We start from the raw sequence: 17,340 nt of genomic DNA, 5'->3' as shown, positions 1-17,340 counted from the left end.
CCTTGATCTGTAGCCGTTTTCGTTGTGAAACATGCCCAGCGGCACTACGGGCACGAATGTCGGAGCGGTGCTTACCTCACAAGGCAATCAACTCCGGGCGCAAGCCCTCCACCCGCTGCGACGCGGGCTTGAAGTAACCGCCGTCGCCGGTGATCTGATGCAGCACCCGCTCGCGCAAACCATGCAGCGCCACCCCGGTGCGCTGGCGCGGGTGCGGCAGGTCTATCTCGACCACCGCCTTGATCCGCCCCGGGCGCGGCTCCAGCACCACCACCCGATCCGCCAGATAGGTGGCCTCTTCGGCATCGTGGGTGACCAGCAAGGTGGTGATGCCGGAGCGCTCGCGGATCGCCAGCAGTTCGTCCTGCAACTGCTGTCGGGTCAAGGCGTCGAGCGCGCCAAACGGCTCGTCCAACAGCAGGATGCGCGGGCTGGCGACCAGCCCTCGGGCGATTGCCACACGCTGGGCCATGCCGCCAGACAGCTGGTGCGGATACGCCGTCTCGAAGCCAACCAGACCCACCAACTGCACGAACTCATGCACGCGGCGGGCGCGTTCGCCCTGGCTCAGTTTCTCGTTGACCAGCCCCAGGCCGATGTTCTGCTCGACCGTCAGCCACGGGAACAGCCGGTGCTCCTGAAAGACAATGCCGCGTTCGCCGCCGATGCCCTGCACCGGCTTGCCATCGACGTGAATGCTGCCGCTGTAGTCGGTATCCAGGCCCACCAACAGCCGCAGCAAAGTCGACTTACCGCACCCGGAGGCGCCGACGATGGCAATGAACTCGCCTTCGTTGATGGCCAGATTGAAGTTGTTGATGGCCTCGAAGGCCTGGCCATCGACCGTAAAGGTTTTGCCGACTTGCTCGAAGCTCACCAGCGCTGGCGTGGTGTCGGCTTGATTGGCGGCGTGCAGGGTCGAGGTGTTGAAGGCGTTCATGCAGTTCTCCAGCGCGTGGCGCGCGATTCGAGGCGTTGTCCAAGGTTGCCGAGCAGGGCGCCGATCAGGCCGATCAGGACCATCGCCGCCATCACCTGGTCCATGCGGAACAGCTGCTGTGCGCCGAGCATCAGGCTGGCGATACCGCCATCGGACGGCATGAAGTATTCCGCGCCGATGGTGCCCAGCCAGGCGTAGATCAGCGACAGGCGCAGGCCGGCAAATATTGCGGGGGCAGCGCCGGGCAAAATCAGCAAGCGCAAGCGCTTGGGCAGGTTCAGGCCCATCACTTGGGCAGCCTCTCCCAACTGCGGCGACAGGCTGGCGATGCCGCGCTGGGTTGCAATGAACAGCGGGAAGAACGCCGCCAGGCTGACAAACACCAGCTTGGCCGCTTCGCCCAGGCCGAACCACGCGGTGAGCAATGGCACCCAGGCAAAGATCGCCACCTGGCGCAGGGCTGACAGGGTCGGCCCGAGGGTTCGTTCGGCGGGTTTCGACAAGCCCAGCAGTACCCCCAGCGCAAAGCCTGCACCGCCGCCCAGCAGCAAGCCGCTCAGTGCCCGCTGCAGACTCAAGCGCAGCGCCTCCAGCAGCGAGCCATCGGCGATGCCTGCCTGCAGGCTGGCCAGCACGCCCAGTGGCGAAGTAAGAATATTGTCGTCGACCCAGCCAAAGCTGCTGGCGGCCTGCCACAGCGCCAGCAGGCCCAGCGGCAACAACAATCCTTGCCAGGCCCGTGGTAACTGCGCCCGGCCTTGCTCGCCGGTAGCCGCTTGCGGCCAGAACAACAGGCGCCGCTCCAGGCTGCTGAAACCGCGGTCCATCAAGAACCCGACCGCGCCGATCAGTACGATGCAGAGGAATACCAGATCGAGCATGAACAGCTGCCGACCCCACACCATCAGGTAGCCGATGCCCTCGCTGGAGGCCAGCAGCTCGACGGCCAGCAGCGAGGTCCAGCCTGTCGCCAGCGCCAGCCGCACTCCCGCCAGAAACAACGGCAGGGCAGCCGGCAACAGCAGCCGACGGAACAGCAAATGTGCCGGCAGGCGCAAGGTCGCTGCGGCTTCCCGCAGTTTGGGTTGTGCATCGCGCACGCCCACTAGCGTGTGCAAGGTCACCGGCACCACTACCGCCTTGATCAGCACCACCAGCTTGAGCAGCTCGCCGATGCCGAAAAACAGCATGAACAGCGGGATCCAGGCCAGCGTCGGGATCTGTGCCAGTGCGATGAACGTCGGCATCACCAACGTCTGCGCCCTGCGCGAAGCGCCCAGCCAAGTCCCCAGCAGCAATCCGCCGGCAATCCCCGCGAGCAACCCGTAAAGCAGCCGCTGCAAACTTATCCACAGGTGCCCCCAAAGCTCGGCACTGCCAAACTCCAGCGCACTCTGCCAAACCAGCGCCGGCCCCGGCAGAATCTGCTCGCTCATCCAATGCCAACGGCTGGCCACCACCCACAACAACGCCAAACCCACTGGCACTATCCAGGCCAGCCACCCTTGGCCGGAACGGTCATGACGGGGCGCCATGCCGGACGCAACAGGGCTGCGCAGCTGCCCCAGCAATCCCCGTCCCTGTCGCAAAATGTCGCCCATCGCGCCCTCCAACAAACCGCAATTAACATATTCAATAAAAGAATAAAAAATTACGCATAGATAATTTCAAGACATAAGAGCATGCAGGCCACGCATCGAGAACCCCCCAGGCAATGCGTTCTACTCATATTTCAAATGCACGTTCCGCAACCCCGGCGACACACCCCGCCAACCCTGATTTATGCCTTTTAGTTACTAAAGCATGCACATTCAGTCTTTGTTACTTCTAACCATCCTTGCCTAGCTTCTGCCCAAAGCGCCGGCCCTTGCCGGTGGCAGCCTGCCAAGGAGCCGTGCCATGAAAACCCCGCTACGTCACCTACTCACCCGCTTCGCCCCGACCGTGCTGGCCGGCCTGCTGAGCGGCCTCGCCCTGACTACTCAGGCTGCCGAAGTCGACAGCATCCGTATCGCCGTGCCCGACCTCAGCGCCGGCAGCAAGCCCAGCGCCGGTGGCGTGGTCGACGTGCTGCGCAGCCAGCAACTGCTGGAAAAGGAATTCGCCAAAGACGGCATCAAAATCGACTGGCACTTCTTCAAGGGCGCCGGCCCGGTGATCAACGAAGCGCTGGCCAACGGCCAGGCTGACTTCGCCTACCTCGGCGACCTGGCAGCGATCATCGGCAAGGCCAATGGCCTCGATACGCGGGTGCTGTCGGCTGGTGTGCGGGGGGTCAAGAGTTACCTCGGCGTGGTGCCGGGCTCAGGCATCAAGACCCTGGCCGACCTCAAGGGCAAGCGCGTGGCGGTGTTCCGCGGCACGGCCAACCAGCTGTCGTTCGCCAGCGCGTTGGCCAGCCAGGGCTTGTCCGAACGCGACCTGAAAGTCATCAACCTGGATTTCAACGCCGCCAATGCCGCCATCGCCGCCAAGCAGATCGACGCCACCTGGGGCCTGTCCAACCTGCTCTCGCTGCGTGAGCGCGGGCTGGTCGAGCTGCCGGTCAGTTCGCGCGACCTCAAGGGCGCCGGCAGCACCCAGGCGGTGCTGCTGGGCACCGGCGAATTCATCCGTCAGCACCCCGAGCTGACTGCACGTTTGGTCAAGGCCCAGGAGCAGGCCAGCCAATGGCTGCGCGACGAGCACAACCGCCAGGCCTACATCGAGCTGGTGGCCACCACCGCCAATTACCCGCGGGTGATTCTCGAAGGCGACCTGGCTGAGGAAAACCTCGCCGAGTACTTCGATCCACGGCTGGACGCCGAGTTTGTCGGCTTGCTCCAGCAAGGCGTCGATCTGGCTGCCAAAGAGCGCCTGATCCGCCGCGGCTTCCAAGTCTCCGAATGGATCGAGCCACGCTTCCTCGACGCTGCCCTGCAACAGACCCAGGCCACCCAGGCCGCCCGCTGAATCATCACAACGCCCGTCATATGACCGTGAGGACCACCGCTATGAGCAACGCCGCACTGGCTACCGCGCCACACACCGCTGCACTGGAAATCCTGCCGATTGGCGGCCGTATCGGCGCCGAGATTCGCGGCATCGCGCTGTCGGCCGAGCTGGACGCCGCCAGCATCGATGCCATCCAGGCTGCCCTGGTGGAACACAAGGTGATCTTCTTCCGCGCCCAGCATCACCTCGACGATGCTGCCCAGGAAGCCTTTGCCAAGCGCCTCGGCGAACCAGTCGCACACCCGACCGTGCCGGTACTCGACGGCAGCCATTACCTGTTCCAGCTCGACGGCGCGGAAGGCCAGCGGGCCAATGCCTGGCACACCGACGTGACCTTCGTCGATGCCTACCCGAAAGCTTCGATCCTGCGCAGCGTGGTCGCTCCCGCCTCGGGCGGCGACACCGTCTGGGCCAATACCGCAGCCGCCTACCGCGAGCTGCCTGAGCCGCTGCGCGAGCTGGCCGACAAGCTCTGGGCCGTGCACAGCAACGAATACGACTACGCCACGGCCAAACCGGATGTCAGCCCGGAGAAGCTCGAGCGCCACCGCAAGGTGTTCACCTCGACCGTTTACGAGACCGAACACCCGGTGGTGCGTGTGCACCCCATCAGTGGCGAGCGCGTGCTGCAACTGGGCCAGTTCGTCAAACGCATCAAAGGTTATTCACAGGCCGATTCGGCGCACCTGTTCGCTGTGTTGCAAGGGCATGTCACTCGCCTGGAAAACACTGTGCGCTGGCGTTGGCAGGTCGGCGATGTGGCGATCTGGGACAACCGCGCCACCCAGCATTACGCGCTGGACGACTACGGCACCCAGCCGCGCATCGTGCGCCGGGTGACCTTGGCCGGCGAAGTGCCGGTGGGGGTGGATGGCCAGTTGAGCCGCACTACTCGCAAGGGCTGATATGGCCGGGGGCCGCTTTGCGGCCCTTCGCGGGTGAACCCGCTCCCACAGGATTACGGCGGCGCTGCAAATTCCTGTGGGAGCGGGCTTGCCCCGCGAAGGGCCGCAAAGCGGCCCCAAGATCGACCTGAAACACTCAAGTCTCGCTATCACAGGCAAGCAACTGCCTGACCAACCCCTGCGCCAACGGCGACAAACCATACCCCACTCGGCTAACCACGCCATACCGTGTATAGCACTCATCTTCCTGCTCCTGGCTGAGGTCAACCAGCTCCAGCGCCACCAGCCCACCTTCCCCCTGATACGGCCGCAGATTGGCGCTGCAGGCGATGCCGATGGTGTCCGAGTGCGCGACCACATTGAGCAGCGCGTAACCATGCTCACACTCGACGCTGGGCAAAAAATCTTGCCGGCCACTGAGGTCGCTGAGGATCTTGCGGATGTTCGGCGGGCGGAAGGTGGTCGCCAGCGGATAGTCGAACAGGTCCCGCGCGCGCACCTCGGCTTGAGCCGTGAGCGGATGCCCGGCGCGGCAGCAGAAGTGCCAGCGCTGCGGCGTCAGCTTGTGCACGCGGTAGTCCGGGTCGGCTTCGAACTGACGCGTGTCGGCGACAAAGAACTCGATCTCTTCGGCCATCAACCGGCGGTTCAGCGCCTGCCAGTTATCCACCTGAAAACAGGTGCGCGCCGCCGGGTATTCGGCAACGAACCGCGCCACCGCCCGCGGTACCAACCCGCCGGCCGGCGCCGGCCCTGAGCCGAAGCGCACCAGGCCGGTCGTCGCGCCGTTGAACTGGTTGATCTCGTTGGCCAGGTTGTGCGCGCCATGCACCAGCCGACGCGCGTGCTCCAGCACCAGCAAACCCTGCCGGGTCGGTGCCAGCTCCTTGCTGGCGCGGTCGATCAGGCGACAGCCGACGTTGTGCTCGAGGGTCTGAATGCTCCGGCTGAAGGCCGATTGCGACAGGCTCACGGCAACGGCCGCAGCAACGAAGCTGCGGTGCTCGACCAGGGCGATGAAGTGGCGCAGTTGGCGCAGATCTATATGCATTTTCTACATGGAAACTTTCGGTGAAATGCAATTGGCAGGAAGGGTTGTGAACCTTATAAAGGGTGTTACTTATTCCACAAAATATGAATTAAACATATTTATAGATCAAATAAGAATATAAGCCTGCCAGACCGCGATTCGGTTCCGCCAACGGAAATGCTCGCCAAGGCCCACGCCTCTAGGAGCACCCGTATGTCTCGACTTTCCCGCTGGCCCGCCCGGGCCACACTGTTTGCCCTGCAGCCGCTTGCCGCCGGGGTGTTGCTTGCGGCGGCCAACAGCAGTTTTGCTGACCAACCCGTCGGCGCCACGCCCGCGGTGGAGGCGGGTGCCCAACTCGGTACGGTCACGGTCAACGCCCGCCGCCGCGTAGAAACAGCGCAAAGCGTGCCGACCCCGATCAGTGTGCTCAGCAGCGAAACCCTCGAAACCCAGCGCATCTACCGCGTGCAGGATCTGCAACAGCTGGTACCGAGTACCAACGTCTCCTACGTGCATGCACGCCAGTCGAGCATTTCCATCCGAGGCCTGGGCAACAACCCGGCCAGCGATGGCCTCGAAGGCAGCGTCGGCATCTATCTGGACAACGTCTACCTCGGCCGCCCGGGCATGGCCGTATTCGACCTGCTCGACGTCGAGCAACTGGAAGTGCTGCGCGGCCCGCAAGGTACCTTGTTCGGCAAGAACACCACCGCTGGCGTGCTCAACATCACCACGCGCAAACCTACCTTCCATACAGAGGGCAGCGTGCAGACCTCGCTGGCCGAAGATGGCTACTGGCAGACCCAGGCCAGCTACTCCGGCCCGCTCAGCGACACCCTGGCCGGGCGCATCAGCGCTTACCGCACCGAAGACGACGGCTATGTGAAGAACGTCTACAACGGCGACGACCTCAATGGCGGCAAGCGTCAGGGCTTTCGTACCCAGTTGCTGTTCAAGCCCAACGAGGCGTTCAACCTGCGCTGGATCGGCGAGTACAACGAAGAGGACTCCAACAACGGCATCCTCAGCCTGTACAGCACCGGCCCGACCATCAATGGGGTCAACCGCTATGAAAGCCTGGCCAACCAGGCCGGTGCGACGCTGGTGTCGGGCAAGGACCGCAAGGTCAACTTCGACTCGGATCAGCAGGTAACGGTGTTCCAGGGCGGCACCTCGGTCGAGGCCAACTGGACCCTGCCCAACGATTTCACCCTGACCTCGATCAGCGCTTACCGCTGGTGGGACTTCACCCCGCGCAACGACGACGGCCTCAACGTGGCGGCCAGCTACAACGCCGGCGTGTCGGTGCGCGACAAGCAGTACTCGCAGGAAATTCGCCTGGCCTCGCCGACCGGCGGCTTCTTCGATTACGTGCTCGGTGCCTACTACTTCAAGCAGGACCTGGACAACAAATCGTTCAACTATTACGGCCCGCAGGCGGACATCTGGAACGCCACCCCAGCGGGCGCGCTGGCCAACGTCACCACGATCGGCAACGGCCACATCGATACCGACAGTTACGCGCTGTTCGCCCAGGGCACCTGGCACCTGACCGACCGCCTCGACTTCACCGCCGGCGTACGCGGCACCTATGAAGAGAAAAGCGCCTGGGTCGACCGCGCTGCGCCCAGCGGTGGCGCGGCGGTTACCGGTGCGGCCGCTGCGGCGCGCAATGGCCGGGTCGGCGCCTACGACTCGGGCGACCTCAACCAGTACAGCTTCAGCCCGACCGGCCTGCTCAGCCTGAGCTACCGCTTCAGCGATGCCGTGCTCGGCTACGCCAGCCTCACCCACGGCGAGAAATCCGGCGGGGTCAACCTTACCGTCGGCGCCGCGCCAAGGCTGGGCACCGACTCGTTGCTGGTCGGTACCGAGCGGGTCAACAACGCCGAAGTCGGGCTCAAGACCACCCTGTTCGACAACCGCCTGCAGCTCAACAGCAACCTGTTCTGGGCCCAGGTGCACGGCTACCAGGCCAACGTCTACGACCAGGTCAACCGCGTGCAGTACCTGGCCAACGCCGGCAGCGTGCGTTCGCGCGGGGTCGAGTTCGAAGCCACGGCGCTGCCGATCCAGGGGCTGACCCTGAATTTCAACGGCTCGTGGAACGACGTGCGCTACACCGACTACAAGGACGCGCCATGCCCGCCGGAAGTGAGCCTGGCCAATGCCACCGCCACCTGCGACTTGTCTGGCCATCAAGTGGTCGGCGCCTCCAAGTACATCGCCAACTTCAACGGCCAGTACAAATGGCAGCTGACGGATCGCATCGAGCCCTACGTCACCGCCAGCTACGCCTTCCGCTCGCGGGCGGTGGGCACCATCGATGACTCCGACTTCGGCCAGATCCCCAGCTACGCGCTGGTCAACCTCTCTACCGGCGTGCGCCTGGACCAAGGTGACGGCGTCGTCGACCTGTCGCTGTGGGTGAAAAACGCCGGCGACAAAACCTACTTCACCAGCCTGTGGAACTCCGCCAACGGCGGTTATGCCGGCGTGCTCGGCACCCCACGCACCTTCGGTGCCACCGCCCGTTACGACTTCTAAGTACAAGGAGCTTTGCCATGAATGCCAAGACCGAAACCCTCGACCTGCCCGAAGGCGCTTGCCTGACTGCCAAGGTCCCCGACCGTGACGAAGCGCTGCTCGGCGACGTGGTGGTCAACCCGTACCGGCTGGCGCCGCTGACCGCGATCATCCGCGATGGCGGCCGCGCGATCAGCGCCGCCCATGTGCGCGTGCGCGGCCGTGGCGAGCGCGGGGTGGATATCAGCTACGACGTCAGCGACCGCTCGCTGTGGACCTACGGCGGCATCCCAGTGTTTGGCCTGTACCCGGACCACGTCAACCAGGTCGAGGTCAGTTACAAGCTCGACGGCGAGCGCATCCGCGAGCAGTACCAGATCTACGCCCCGGCCGTGCGCCTGCCGGTGGTGGCCAAGCAGACCGCCGCCCTGCCTGAAGTAGTACCGGTCAAGGTCGCGCCGGGCTTCGAGCAGCGCCTCTACTTGTTCAACCACCTGCTCGGCGATATCCCCGGTGGTCGTGCCCTGAAGTGGAATGCCCTGGGCGGCGCTGCCGAGTGGGACCAGGTCGGCAACAACTGGATTTCCGACAGCAATGGCGACGTGCGCTGGTATCTGGACATCGAACAGATCCACGACTCTAACCGCCGCGATGGCCTTGGTGGGACCATGGGCTTCCAGCAGACCCGCGACGGCAAACTGATCTGGGGCCAGGGCCAGACCTACTCCAAGTACGACCTGCTCGGCCGCCAGGTGTGGCAGCGCAACCTGCCGGACAAGTTCGCCGACTTCTCCCACGAGATTCGCGAAACACCCCATGGCACCTACCTGCTGCGGGTCGGCACCAGCGACTATCGCCGCCCTGACGGCAAGCGCGTGCGCTCGGTGCGCGACCACATCATCGAGGTCAACGAAGCCGGCGATGTGCTGGAGTTCTGGGACCTCAACCAGATCCTCGACCCGTATCGCGGCGACCTACTGGAAACCCTCGGCAAGGCCGCCGTGCAATTACCCGCCGGCGTGGCTCGGCAGGACAGCAACCTGGCCAATGAACTGGCCGAGGGCGACCTGCCGTTCGGCGACATCCCCGGAGTCGGCACCGGGCGCAACTGGGCCCACGTCAATGCCATCGACTACGACGCAGATGACGACAGCATTATCATTTCAGCACGCCACCAAGGCGTGGTTAAGATCGGTCGCGACAAGCAGGTGAAGTGGATTCTGGCCTCACCGCAGGGCTGGCCGCAGCGCCTGCGCGACAAGGTGCTGACGCCGATCGCCAGCGAAGGCTTCGACTGGTCGTGGACCCAGCACACCGCCTGGCTCACCGGCAAAGGCACGCTGACTGTGTTCGATAACGGCTGGGGCCGCGACTTTGCCGCGACCAAGCTCAGCGGCAACTACAGCCGCGCCGTCGAATACCGTATCGATGAAGCCAAAGGCACTGTCGAGCAGGTCTGGGAATACGGCAAGGAGCGCGGAGACGAGTGGTACAGCCCGGTCACCTCGGTGGTCGCCTACCGCCCGGAAACCGACACCCAGTTCATCTATTCGGCCTCGGTCGGCTTCCTCACCAAAGACAAACTCACCACCACCACCCTCAACGAAGTGCGCCGCGGCACCCAAGAAGTGCTGGTCGAGCTCAAAGTGCTCAGCCGCCAGCCAGGCAGCGTCGGCTACCGCGCGCTGGTCATCGAACTCGACAAGGCATTCTAAAAGCGTACAAGTACCTGTGGGAGCGGGTTCACCCGCGAAGGGCTGCGCAGCGGCCCCACATTATCAGCTTTGCCGCTGACATCGCCGGGCCCGCTTTGCGGGCCTTTCGCGACACAAGGCCGCTCCTACATCAAGACTGCGCCATTCCCCAAATATCCGCCGCGCCAGCGTCGCTGGCCTTTCACGACGCACGGGGCTACTGTTGTCGGGCCCTGCGCGGGCCACGCAACGCTGGCGAAAATCGGACGAGGTGTTCAACCACTCGTTCTTTTTTTCGAACAGCCTATTGTCCAAGACCCAACAGACCCTTACGATTCGTTTGAGATTTCAAACGCTCAAGCCCCGTAACGGCCGTTTTCCGTGTTGGGGTGCGTGTTCAACAATCAATAATTCGCTCCGTGCGCTCACGGTGCTCAAGGGAAGCCGACATGCAGCTCAAAGACGCTCAGTTGTTCCGCCAGCAAGCCTTCGTCAACGGTGAATGGCTGGATGCGGACAACGGCCAGACCATCCAGGTGACCAACCCGGCTACCGGTGAAGTCATCGGCACCGTGCCAAAGATGGGCGCCGCTGAAACCCGCCGCGCCATCGAAGCTGCCGACAAGGCCCTGCCGGCCTGGCGTGCCCTGACTGCCAAAGAGCGTTCGAACAAGCTGCGTCGCTGGTTCGAGCTGATGATCGAGAACCAGGACGACCTGGCTCGCCTGATGACCACCGAGCAAGGCAAGCCGCTGGCTGAAGCCAAGGGCGAAATCGCCTACGCCGCCTCGTTCATCGAGTGGTTCGCCGAAGAAGCCAAGCGCGTCTATGGCGACACCATCCCGGGCCATCAGCCAGACAAGCGCCTGATCGTCATCAAGCAGCCAATCGGCGTTACCGCGGCCATCACCCCGTGGAACTTCCCGGCCGCGATGATCACCCGTAAAGCCGGCCCGGCCCTGGCCGCTGGCTGCACCATGGTGCTCAAGCCTGCTTCGCAGACCCCGTATTCCGCTCTGGCCCTGGCCGAGCTGGCCACCCGCGCCGGCATCCCGGCTGGCGTGTTCAGCGTTGTCACCGGCAGCGCCGGCGACATCGGCACCGAGCTGACCGGCAACTCGATCGTGCGCAAGCTGTCCTTCACCGGCTCGACCGAAATCGGCCGCCAGCTGATGCAGGAATGCGCCAAGGACATCAAAAAAGTCTCGCTGGAGCTGGGTGGCAACGCTCCGTTCATCGTGTTCGACGACGCTGACCTGGACAAGGCAGTCGAAGGCGCGATCATCTCCAAGTACCGCAACAACGGCCAGACCTGCGTCTGCGCCAACCGTATCTACGTGCAGGACGGCGTCTACGACGCGTTCGCCGAGAAGCTCAAGGCCGCTGTGGCCAAGCTCAAGATCGGTAACGGTCTGGAAGACGGCACCACCACCGGCCCGCTGATCGACGGCAAGGCTGTAGCCAAGGTCCAGGAGCACATCCAGGACGCAGTCAGCAAAGGCGCCAAGATCCTTTCCGGCGGCAAGCTGATCGAAGGCAACTTCTTCGAACCGACCATCCTCGTCGACGTGCCGAAAACTGCAGCCGTAGCCAAGGAAGAGACCTTCGGCCCACTGGCGCCGCTGTTCCGCTTCAAAGACGAAGCCGAAGTCATCGCCATGTCCAACGACACCGAATTCGGCCTGGCCTCGTACTTCTACGCCCGCGACATGAGCCGTGTGTTCCGTGTTGCCGAAGCGCTGGAATACGGCATGGTCGGCATCAACACCGGCTTGATCTCCAACGAAGTTGCGCCATTCGGCGGCATCAAGGCTTCGGGCCTGGGCCGCGAAGGTTCCAAGTACGGTATCGAGGACTACCTCGAGATCAAGTACCTGTGCATCAGCGTCTGATCCAGTAGCAAGGTTTTTACCTCTGCCAGCGGGGCGCGAGAGCGACGTCTCGCTGGTCTTTTTATATTGCAGGACCTGGTGGCCCGGGCGCTCGCGCCAGTCGATCAACGAATACTGATCGCGAACAGACCCAGCCACCCCCAAGCGCCGCTATCAGTCGGCGCAATTGAGGGCACTATGAGCAAGACCAACGAATCCTTGATGCAACGTCGTGTCGCCGCCGTCCCACGTGGCGTTGGCCAGATCCACCCGATCTTCGTCGACACCGCGAAGAACGCTACCGTGATCGACGTTGAAGGCCGCGAACTGATCGACTTCGCCGGCGGCATCGCCGTACTCAACACCGGCCACCTGCACCCGAAAGTGGTTGCCGCTGTTCAGCACCAGCTGACCAAGGTCAGCCACACCTGCTTCCAGGTGCTGGCCTACGAGCCTTACGTCGAGCTGTGCGAAAAAATCAACGAGCTGGTCCCAGGCGACTTCGACAAGAAGACCCTGCTGGTCACCACCGGCTCCGAAGCGGTTGAAAACGCCGTCAAGATCGCCCGCGCTGCCACTGGCCGTGCTGGCGTGATCGCCTTCACCGGCGGCTACCACGGCCGTACCATGATGACCCTGGGTCTGACCGGTAAAGTCGTACCATACTCGGCCGGCATGGGCCTGATGCCAGGCGGCATCTTCCGCGCGATCTTCCCGAACGAGCTGCACGGCGTGAGCATCGACGACTCGATCGCTTCCATCGAACGCATCTTCAAGAACGACGCCGAGCCAAAAGACATCGCTGCAATCATCATCGAGCCAGTTCAGGGCGAAGGTGGTTTCATCCCGGTGACCAAGCCGTTCATGCAGCGCCTGCGCGCCCTGTGCGACCAGCACGGCATCCTGCTGATCGCCGACGAAGTGCAGACCGGCGCTGGCCGTACTGGCACCTTCTTCGCCATGGAACAGATGGGCGTTGCGCCTGACCTGACCACCTTCGCCAAATCCATCGCTGGCGGCTTCCCGCTGGCCGGTGTGTGCGGCAAGGCCGAGTACATGGACGCCATCGCTCCAGGCGGCCTGGGCGGCACCTACGCCGGTTCGCCGATCGCCTGCGCCGCGGCCCTGGCCGTGATCCAGGTGTTCGAAGAAGAAAAACTGCTCGACCGCAGCAAGGCTGTTGGCGAGCACCTGGTCGCTGGCCTGCGCCAGATCCAGGCCAAGCACCCGATCATCGGTGATGTGCGTGCACTGGGTTCGATGATTGCAGTTGAAGTGTTCGACGCCGCTGGCTCGCACACGCCAAACGCTGCAGCAGTCAACCAGGTCGTGGCCAAGGCGCGCGACAAGGGCCTGATCCTGCTGTCGTGCGGTACTTACGGCAACGTCCTGCGCATCCTGGTGCCGCTGACCGCCGAAGACGCGCTGCTCGACAAGGGCCTGGCGATCATCGAAGAGTGCTTCGCTGAACTCGCGTAATGTGACCCGCGTCAGAAAAAAACCCGCCTAGGCGGGTTTTTTTATGCCTGTCGAGCGGGCTAGACGCTATGGTTAGCCCACGGACCTGTTTTGGAAGCTGCAACGGATTGCGTGACACGATTACTCAGGAGTAGCCCATGAGCGTTGCAAACCCCACCGCGCCTTGCGTTTTGATTGCCGAAGGCGACCCATGGGTGCGCGACATGCTGCGCGAAACCCTGCTAAGCGTGCGCTGCGACGCCCGCCTGCAGATCTGCGCCGATGGTGCCCAGGCGCTGGCGGCACTGGCCAGCAAGCCTGACCTGATCATCGCCGACCGTGAGTTGGTGGGTGACATTGACGGCCTCGACTTGCTGCGCAGAGTGCGTGGCAAGAGCCAGACGCCGAGCCTGCCGTTCATTTTGCTGAGCAACCGCAGCGACAGCGCCAGCGTGCGTGAAGTGCTGCCGTTGCAACCCACCGAATACCTGAGCAAACCGCTCAACATCGACAAACTGCGCAAGCGCCTCGAAGTGCTGCTGACCAGCGCCGGCGAGGAGATCGCCTGCCCGGTGCCGCCGCTCAGCCCCGGAGCCAAGCTGCCGGCGTATCTTGAGCAGCGCCGCGCCAGTGCCGACGGTGGGCCGCTTTTGGCCGACGTCGAGCAAGCCATCAAGCGCGCGCTCAATCCGCAAGGGCTGGACCTGCGCGTGCTTGAAGAAGAGGTGCGCAGCGACCCGCAGATCACTGCGGTGTTGATCGCCGCCGCCAACAGCGCGGCGATGCACAGCGATGCCCCGGCGCAGACTTTGCTGCAGGCGCTGAACAAACTCGGCAGCACCCAGAGCATGAACCTGGTGCTCGGCCTGACCCTCAAGCGCAGCGCGCGGCTGAGCGACCCACTGCTGGCCCGGCATGCCGCGCACTACTGGGACTTGTCGCTGCACACCGCAGAGTACGGCCGCACCCTGGCGCGCATGCTTGAAGTTGATGAAGGTCGTTGCTACTGCGCCGGCCTGCTGCATTGTCTGGGCGACCTAGCGGTGTTGCGTTGCCTGCAGGAGTGGCGCCTGGCCGGCGGTGAGCTGGATGAAGATCAGGTGCAACTGTCGCTCAACGAATTCGGCGCCCCATTCGGCTCGGCGCTGCGCACCCGCTGGCGCTTGCCACTGCCGCTGCGCGAGCTGATTGCGGCGGTGTATGCCCTGGGTGGCGGGGTCTACTCGCGGGAGATTCTGGCCATGAGCCTGGCCGGGCAGCTGGCGCGGGTGCCGGCAGATCAAGGCCTGGAAAAGGTCGCCAGCAACAAGACTGCACGGTTGTTGAAACTCGGCCTGCCAGAGCTGAATCGGCTGCGCAGAGTCGACGCCGCGCCAGGCCAGGAGGCTGCCGCCAGCGAGCCGCCTTCGACCGATGAATCACCCACGGTCAGCAAAGAGTAACTACAGGGCCGCGCGACAAAACCCGACGCTCAGAGTGCGATTTGTTTCACAAATCGCTCAGCTGTGCTGATTTTTCCTACTTCACCACGCAACTTTTCTGCGAATGACACGTCAGACCGTTCGATTTCAGGCCTGCAGGACATCCCCTGTCCCAAGCCTTTACCCGTTTCCGGTTCACAAGGACGTGTCATGCCTCCACTCGCGCAACGCGGCGCGGTGACTGTTGCTGTCGCCCGCTCATTCGCCTCGCTTGTCCCTCCACTATGCCTGCTGCTGGCAGGTCTGGTGGTCAGCCAGTCAGCTTCGGCAGCCGTTGCCGATGAAGAATTGCGCCAACGCGAGCGCGAGCGAATCCTGCGCGAGCAACTCGACACCCGCCCCGACGTGCGCCTGGAAGCTGCACCTGTGGCCGAGGCCCAGGCACGCCTGCCGCGTGATGAAAAACCCTGCTTCAAGATCAACGATATCCGCCTGATCGGCGAGGCTGCCGAGCAGTTCCAGTGGGCGCTGCAGGCCGCCAACCCCAGCGACGACCCAGCGCTGGGCCAGTGCCTGGGCGGTGCCGGCATCAACCTGACGATGAAGCGCATGCAGAACGCGATCATCGCCAAGGGCTACGTCACCACCCGTGTCCTGGCCGAAGCGCAAGACCTCAACAGCGGCATTCTGGTGCTGACCCTGCTGCCCGGCCGCATCGGCCAGGTGCGCTTTGCCGAGGGCACCAGCGGGCGCGCCAACGCCTGGAACGCGATGCCGGCCAAGCCTGGCGATCTGCTCAACCTGCGCGACATCGAACAAGCGCTGGAAAACTTCAAGCGGGTGCCCACTGCCGAAGCCGATATCCGCATCGCGCCTGCCGCCAGCAGCACCGCCAAGCCGGGCGAGAGCGACGTGATCATTGCCTGGCGCCAGCGCTTCCCGGCGCGCCTGAGCCTGTCGGTGGACAACAGCGGCAGCAAGACCACCGGCAAATACCAGGGCGCCGTGGCGCTGTCGCTGGACAACCCGCTGTCGCTCAATGACCTGTTCTACGCCAGCTTCAACCACGACCTGGGCGGCGGCACCTCCGGCGACAAAGGCTCGAAAGGGCACACCCTGCATTACTCGCTGCCGTTCGGGTACTGGCAACTGGCGTTCACCAGCAGCGAGTACGACTACCACCAGACGGTGGCCGGGGTTAACCAGGACTTCCTCTACCGCGGCGAAAGCCGCAACAACGAGCTGCGCCTGTCGCGCCTGGTGTACCGCGATGCGGTGCGCAAGACCACGATGTGGGGCAGCCTGTGGACGCGCTCTTCGGAAAACTTCATCGACGACACCGAACTGCTCCAGCAACACCGGCGCATGGCCGGTTGGCAGGCGGGCATTGGTCATCGTGAGTTCATCGGCGCTTCAACCCTTGATCTTGGCCTGAGCTACCGCCGTGGCACCGGCGCCCACAGCGCCTTGGAGGCGCCGGAAGAAGCCTTCGGCGACGGCACCGCCCGCTCGAAAATCATCCAGGCCGACGCCCAGCTGCAAGTGCCGTTCGACGCCTATGGCCAGCGCCTGCGCTACATCGGCGGCTGGCGCGCGCAGTGGAACCGCACCGAACTGGTCCCGCAAGACCGCTTCAGCATCGGCACGCGCTATTCGGTGCGTGGTTTCGATGGCGAGAACATCCTCTCGGCCGACCGCGGCTGGACCTTGAGCAACGAACTCGGCCTGGCCCTGGGCAGCAGCGGCCAGGAGCTGTACGCCGGGGTCGACTACGGCGAAGTCGGCGGCAACTCCGCCGACTACCTGATCGGCCGACGCCTGGCCGGTGCCGTGGTCGGTGTGCGCGGCGGTTATCGCAACCTCTCCTACGACTGGTCGTGGGGTACGCCGTTGAAAAAGCCCGATGGCTTCGAAACCGCCAACTTCACCAGCGCGTTTACCGTCGCGCTGTCGTTCTGAGGAGGCTGCCATGCGCATCGACACCTTCGACATCACCGCCCCAGGCCTGATCGACGAACCGTGGAACGAAGCCACCGCGCTGGGCGCTGCGACCTGGCTGTGGATGCACTCCACGGCCCACCGCGACGCCCCGTTGCACAGCCTCGCCAGCCTGCTGTTGCCGGCGCTCAAGCACCGCCAGTTCGTGCTGGGCAGCGAGGGCGGTCGCCCGGTGTTTTTCGTCTCCTGGCTGAACCTCAGCGAGGCCGCCGAACAGCGCTACCTGACCCGCTCACCGATCGAGCTGGACGAAGCCGACTGGTGCAGCGGCGAGCGCATGTGGATCAACGACTGGGTCACCCCGTTCGGCCACAGCGTCGCCCTCAGCCGCCTGCTGGCGCGGCGCCTGTTCACTGACCGTTGCGCGCGTGCGTTGCACCACCGCGGCGAAGAGCAAGGGCTCAGGGTCAACACTTTTCATGGCATCGGGGTGATCCCGGAGCAGGCGCGCGCCTGGTTTGCCGCTCACCCATTGGCCACCGACGCCTGACGCAAAGGGA

At 64.0% G+C, this 17,340-nt stretch carries 12 protein-coding genes; 9 read left to right on the top strand and 3 right to left on the bottom strand.

From position 1 onward, the window contains the following. Positions 1-76: 76 nt before the first annotated feature. Both K3F44_RS18740 and K3F44_RS18735 read right to left on the bottom strand, forming a co-directional pair. Entirely contained in the window at positions 77-940 is an 864-nt protein-coding gene (locus K3F44_RS18740) for an ABC transporter ATP-binding protein (RefSeq protein WP_101322600.1), read from the bottom strand. Continuing rightward, positions 937-2,475, bottom strand: a complete 1,539-nt coding sequence (locus tag K3F44_RS18735; RefSeq protein WP_259407003.1) for an ABC transporter permease — start codon at positions 2,473-2,475, stop codon at positions 937-939. Before K3F44_RS18735 ends, K3F44_RS18740 begins: the two co-directional genes overlap by 4 nt. 364 nt (positions 2,476-2,839) lie before the next feature. Here K3F44_RS18735 and K3F44_RS18730 point away from each other — a divergent pair, with 364 nt between their 5' ends. Beyond that, positions 2,840-3,892, top strand: coding sequence for an ABC transporter substrate-binding protein (locus K3F44_RS18730; protein WP_220632775.1), 1,053 nt, complete (start codon positions 2,840-2,842; stop codon positions 3,890-3,892). Positions 3,893-3,933: 41 nt separating this feature from the next. Next, complete coding sequence (locus K3F44_RS18725) at positions 3,934-4,839, top strand: TauD/TfdA family dioxygenase (RefSeq protein WP_150573567.1); 906 nt, start codon at positions 3,934-3,936, stop codon at positions 4,837-4,839. Positions 4,840-4,975: 136 nt separating this feature from the next. Here K3F44_RS18725 and K3F44_RS18720 read toward each other — a convergent pair whose 3' ends face one another. Further along, entirely contained in the window at positions 4,976-5,890 is a 915-nt protein-coding gene (locus tag K3F44_RS18720; RefSeq protein WP_101322596.1) for a LysR family transcriptional regulator, read from the bottom strand. A gap of 156 nt (positions 5,891-6,046) precedes the next feature. On the opposite strand from K3F44_RS18720, the gene K3F44_RS18715 reads away from it, so the two are divergent. The 7 genes from K3F44_RS18715 to K3F44_RS18685 all read left to right on the top strand — a co-directional run bounded on the left by K3F44_RS18715 (position 6,047) and on the right by K3F44_RS18685 (position 17,330). After that, on the top strand, positions 6,047-8,419 hold the full coding sequence (locus K3F44_RS18715; protein WP_409077654.1) for a TonB-dependent receptor: 2,373 nt from the start codon (positions 6,047-6,049) through the stop codon (positions 8,417-8,419). A gap of 17 nt (positions 8,420-8,436) precedes the next feature. Further along, positions 8,437-10,113, top strand: a complete 1,677-nt coding sequence (locus K3F44_RS18710; protein ID WP_220632773.1) for an aryl-sulfate sulfotransferase — start codon at positions 8,437-8,439, stop codon at positions 10,111-10,113. A gap of 428 nt (positions 10,114-10,541) precedes the next feature. After that, complete coding sequence (gene gabD / locus K3F44_RS18705) at positions 10,542-11,984, top strand: NADP-dependent succinate-semialdehyde dehydrogenase (RefSeq protein WP_101322593.1); 1,443 nt, start codon at positions 10,542-10,544, stop codon at positions 11,982-11,984. Positions 11,985-12,161: 177 nt separating this feature from the next. Beyond that, positions 12,162-13,442, top strand: a complete 1,281-nt coding sequence (gene gabT, locus K3F44_RS18700) for a 4-aminobutyrate--2-oxoglutarate transaminase (protein WP_101322592.1) — start codon at positions 12,162-12,164, stop codon at positions 13,440-13,442. A gap of 137 nt (positions 13,443-13,579) precedes the next feature. Continuing rightward, on the top strand, positions 13,580-14,863 hold the full coding sequence (locus K3F44_RS18695) for a response regulator (protein ID WP_220632772.1): 1,284 nt from the start codon (positions 13,580-13,582) through the stop codon (positions 14,861-14,863). Positions 14,864-15,052: 189 nt separating this feature from the next. Further along, entirely contained in the window at positions 15,053-16,801 is a 1,749-nt protein-coding gene (locus tag K3F44_RS18690) for a ShlB/FhaC/HecB family hemolysin secretion/activation protein (RefSeq protein ID WP_181089001.1), read from the top strand. A gap of 10 nt (positions 16,802-16,811) precedes the next feature. Then, positions 16,812-17,330, top strand: a complete 519-nt coding sequence (locus tag K3F44_RS18685) for a toxin-activating lysine-acyltransferase (protein ID WP_101322589.1) — start codon at positions 16,812-16,814, stop codon at positions 17,328-17,330. The last annotated feature ends 10 nt before the right edge of the window (positions 17,331-17,340 follow it).

The organism is Pseudomonas sp. S07E 245 (genome assembly GCF_019599025.1).
GTDB classification, from domain to species: domain Bacteria; phylum Pseudomonadota; class Gammaproteobacteria; order Pseudomonadales; family Pseudomonadaceae; genus Aquipseudomonas; species Aquipseudomonas shirazensis.
This window is presented reverse-complemented; position numbering and strand designations above follow the sequence as displayed.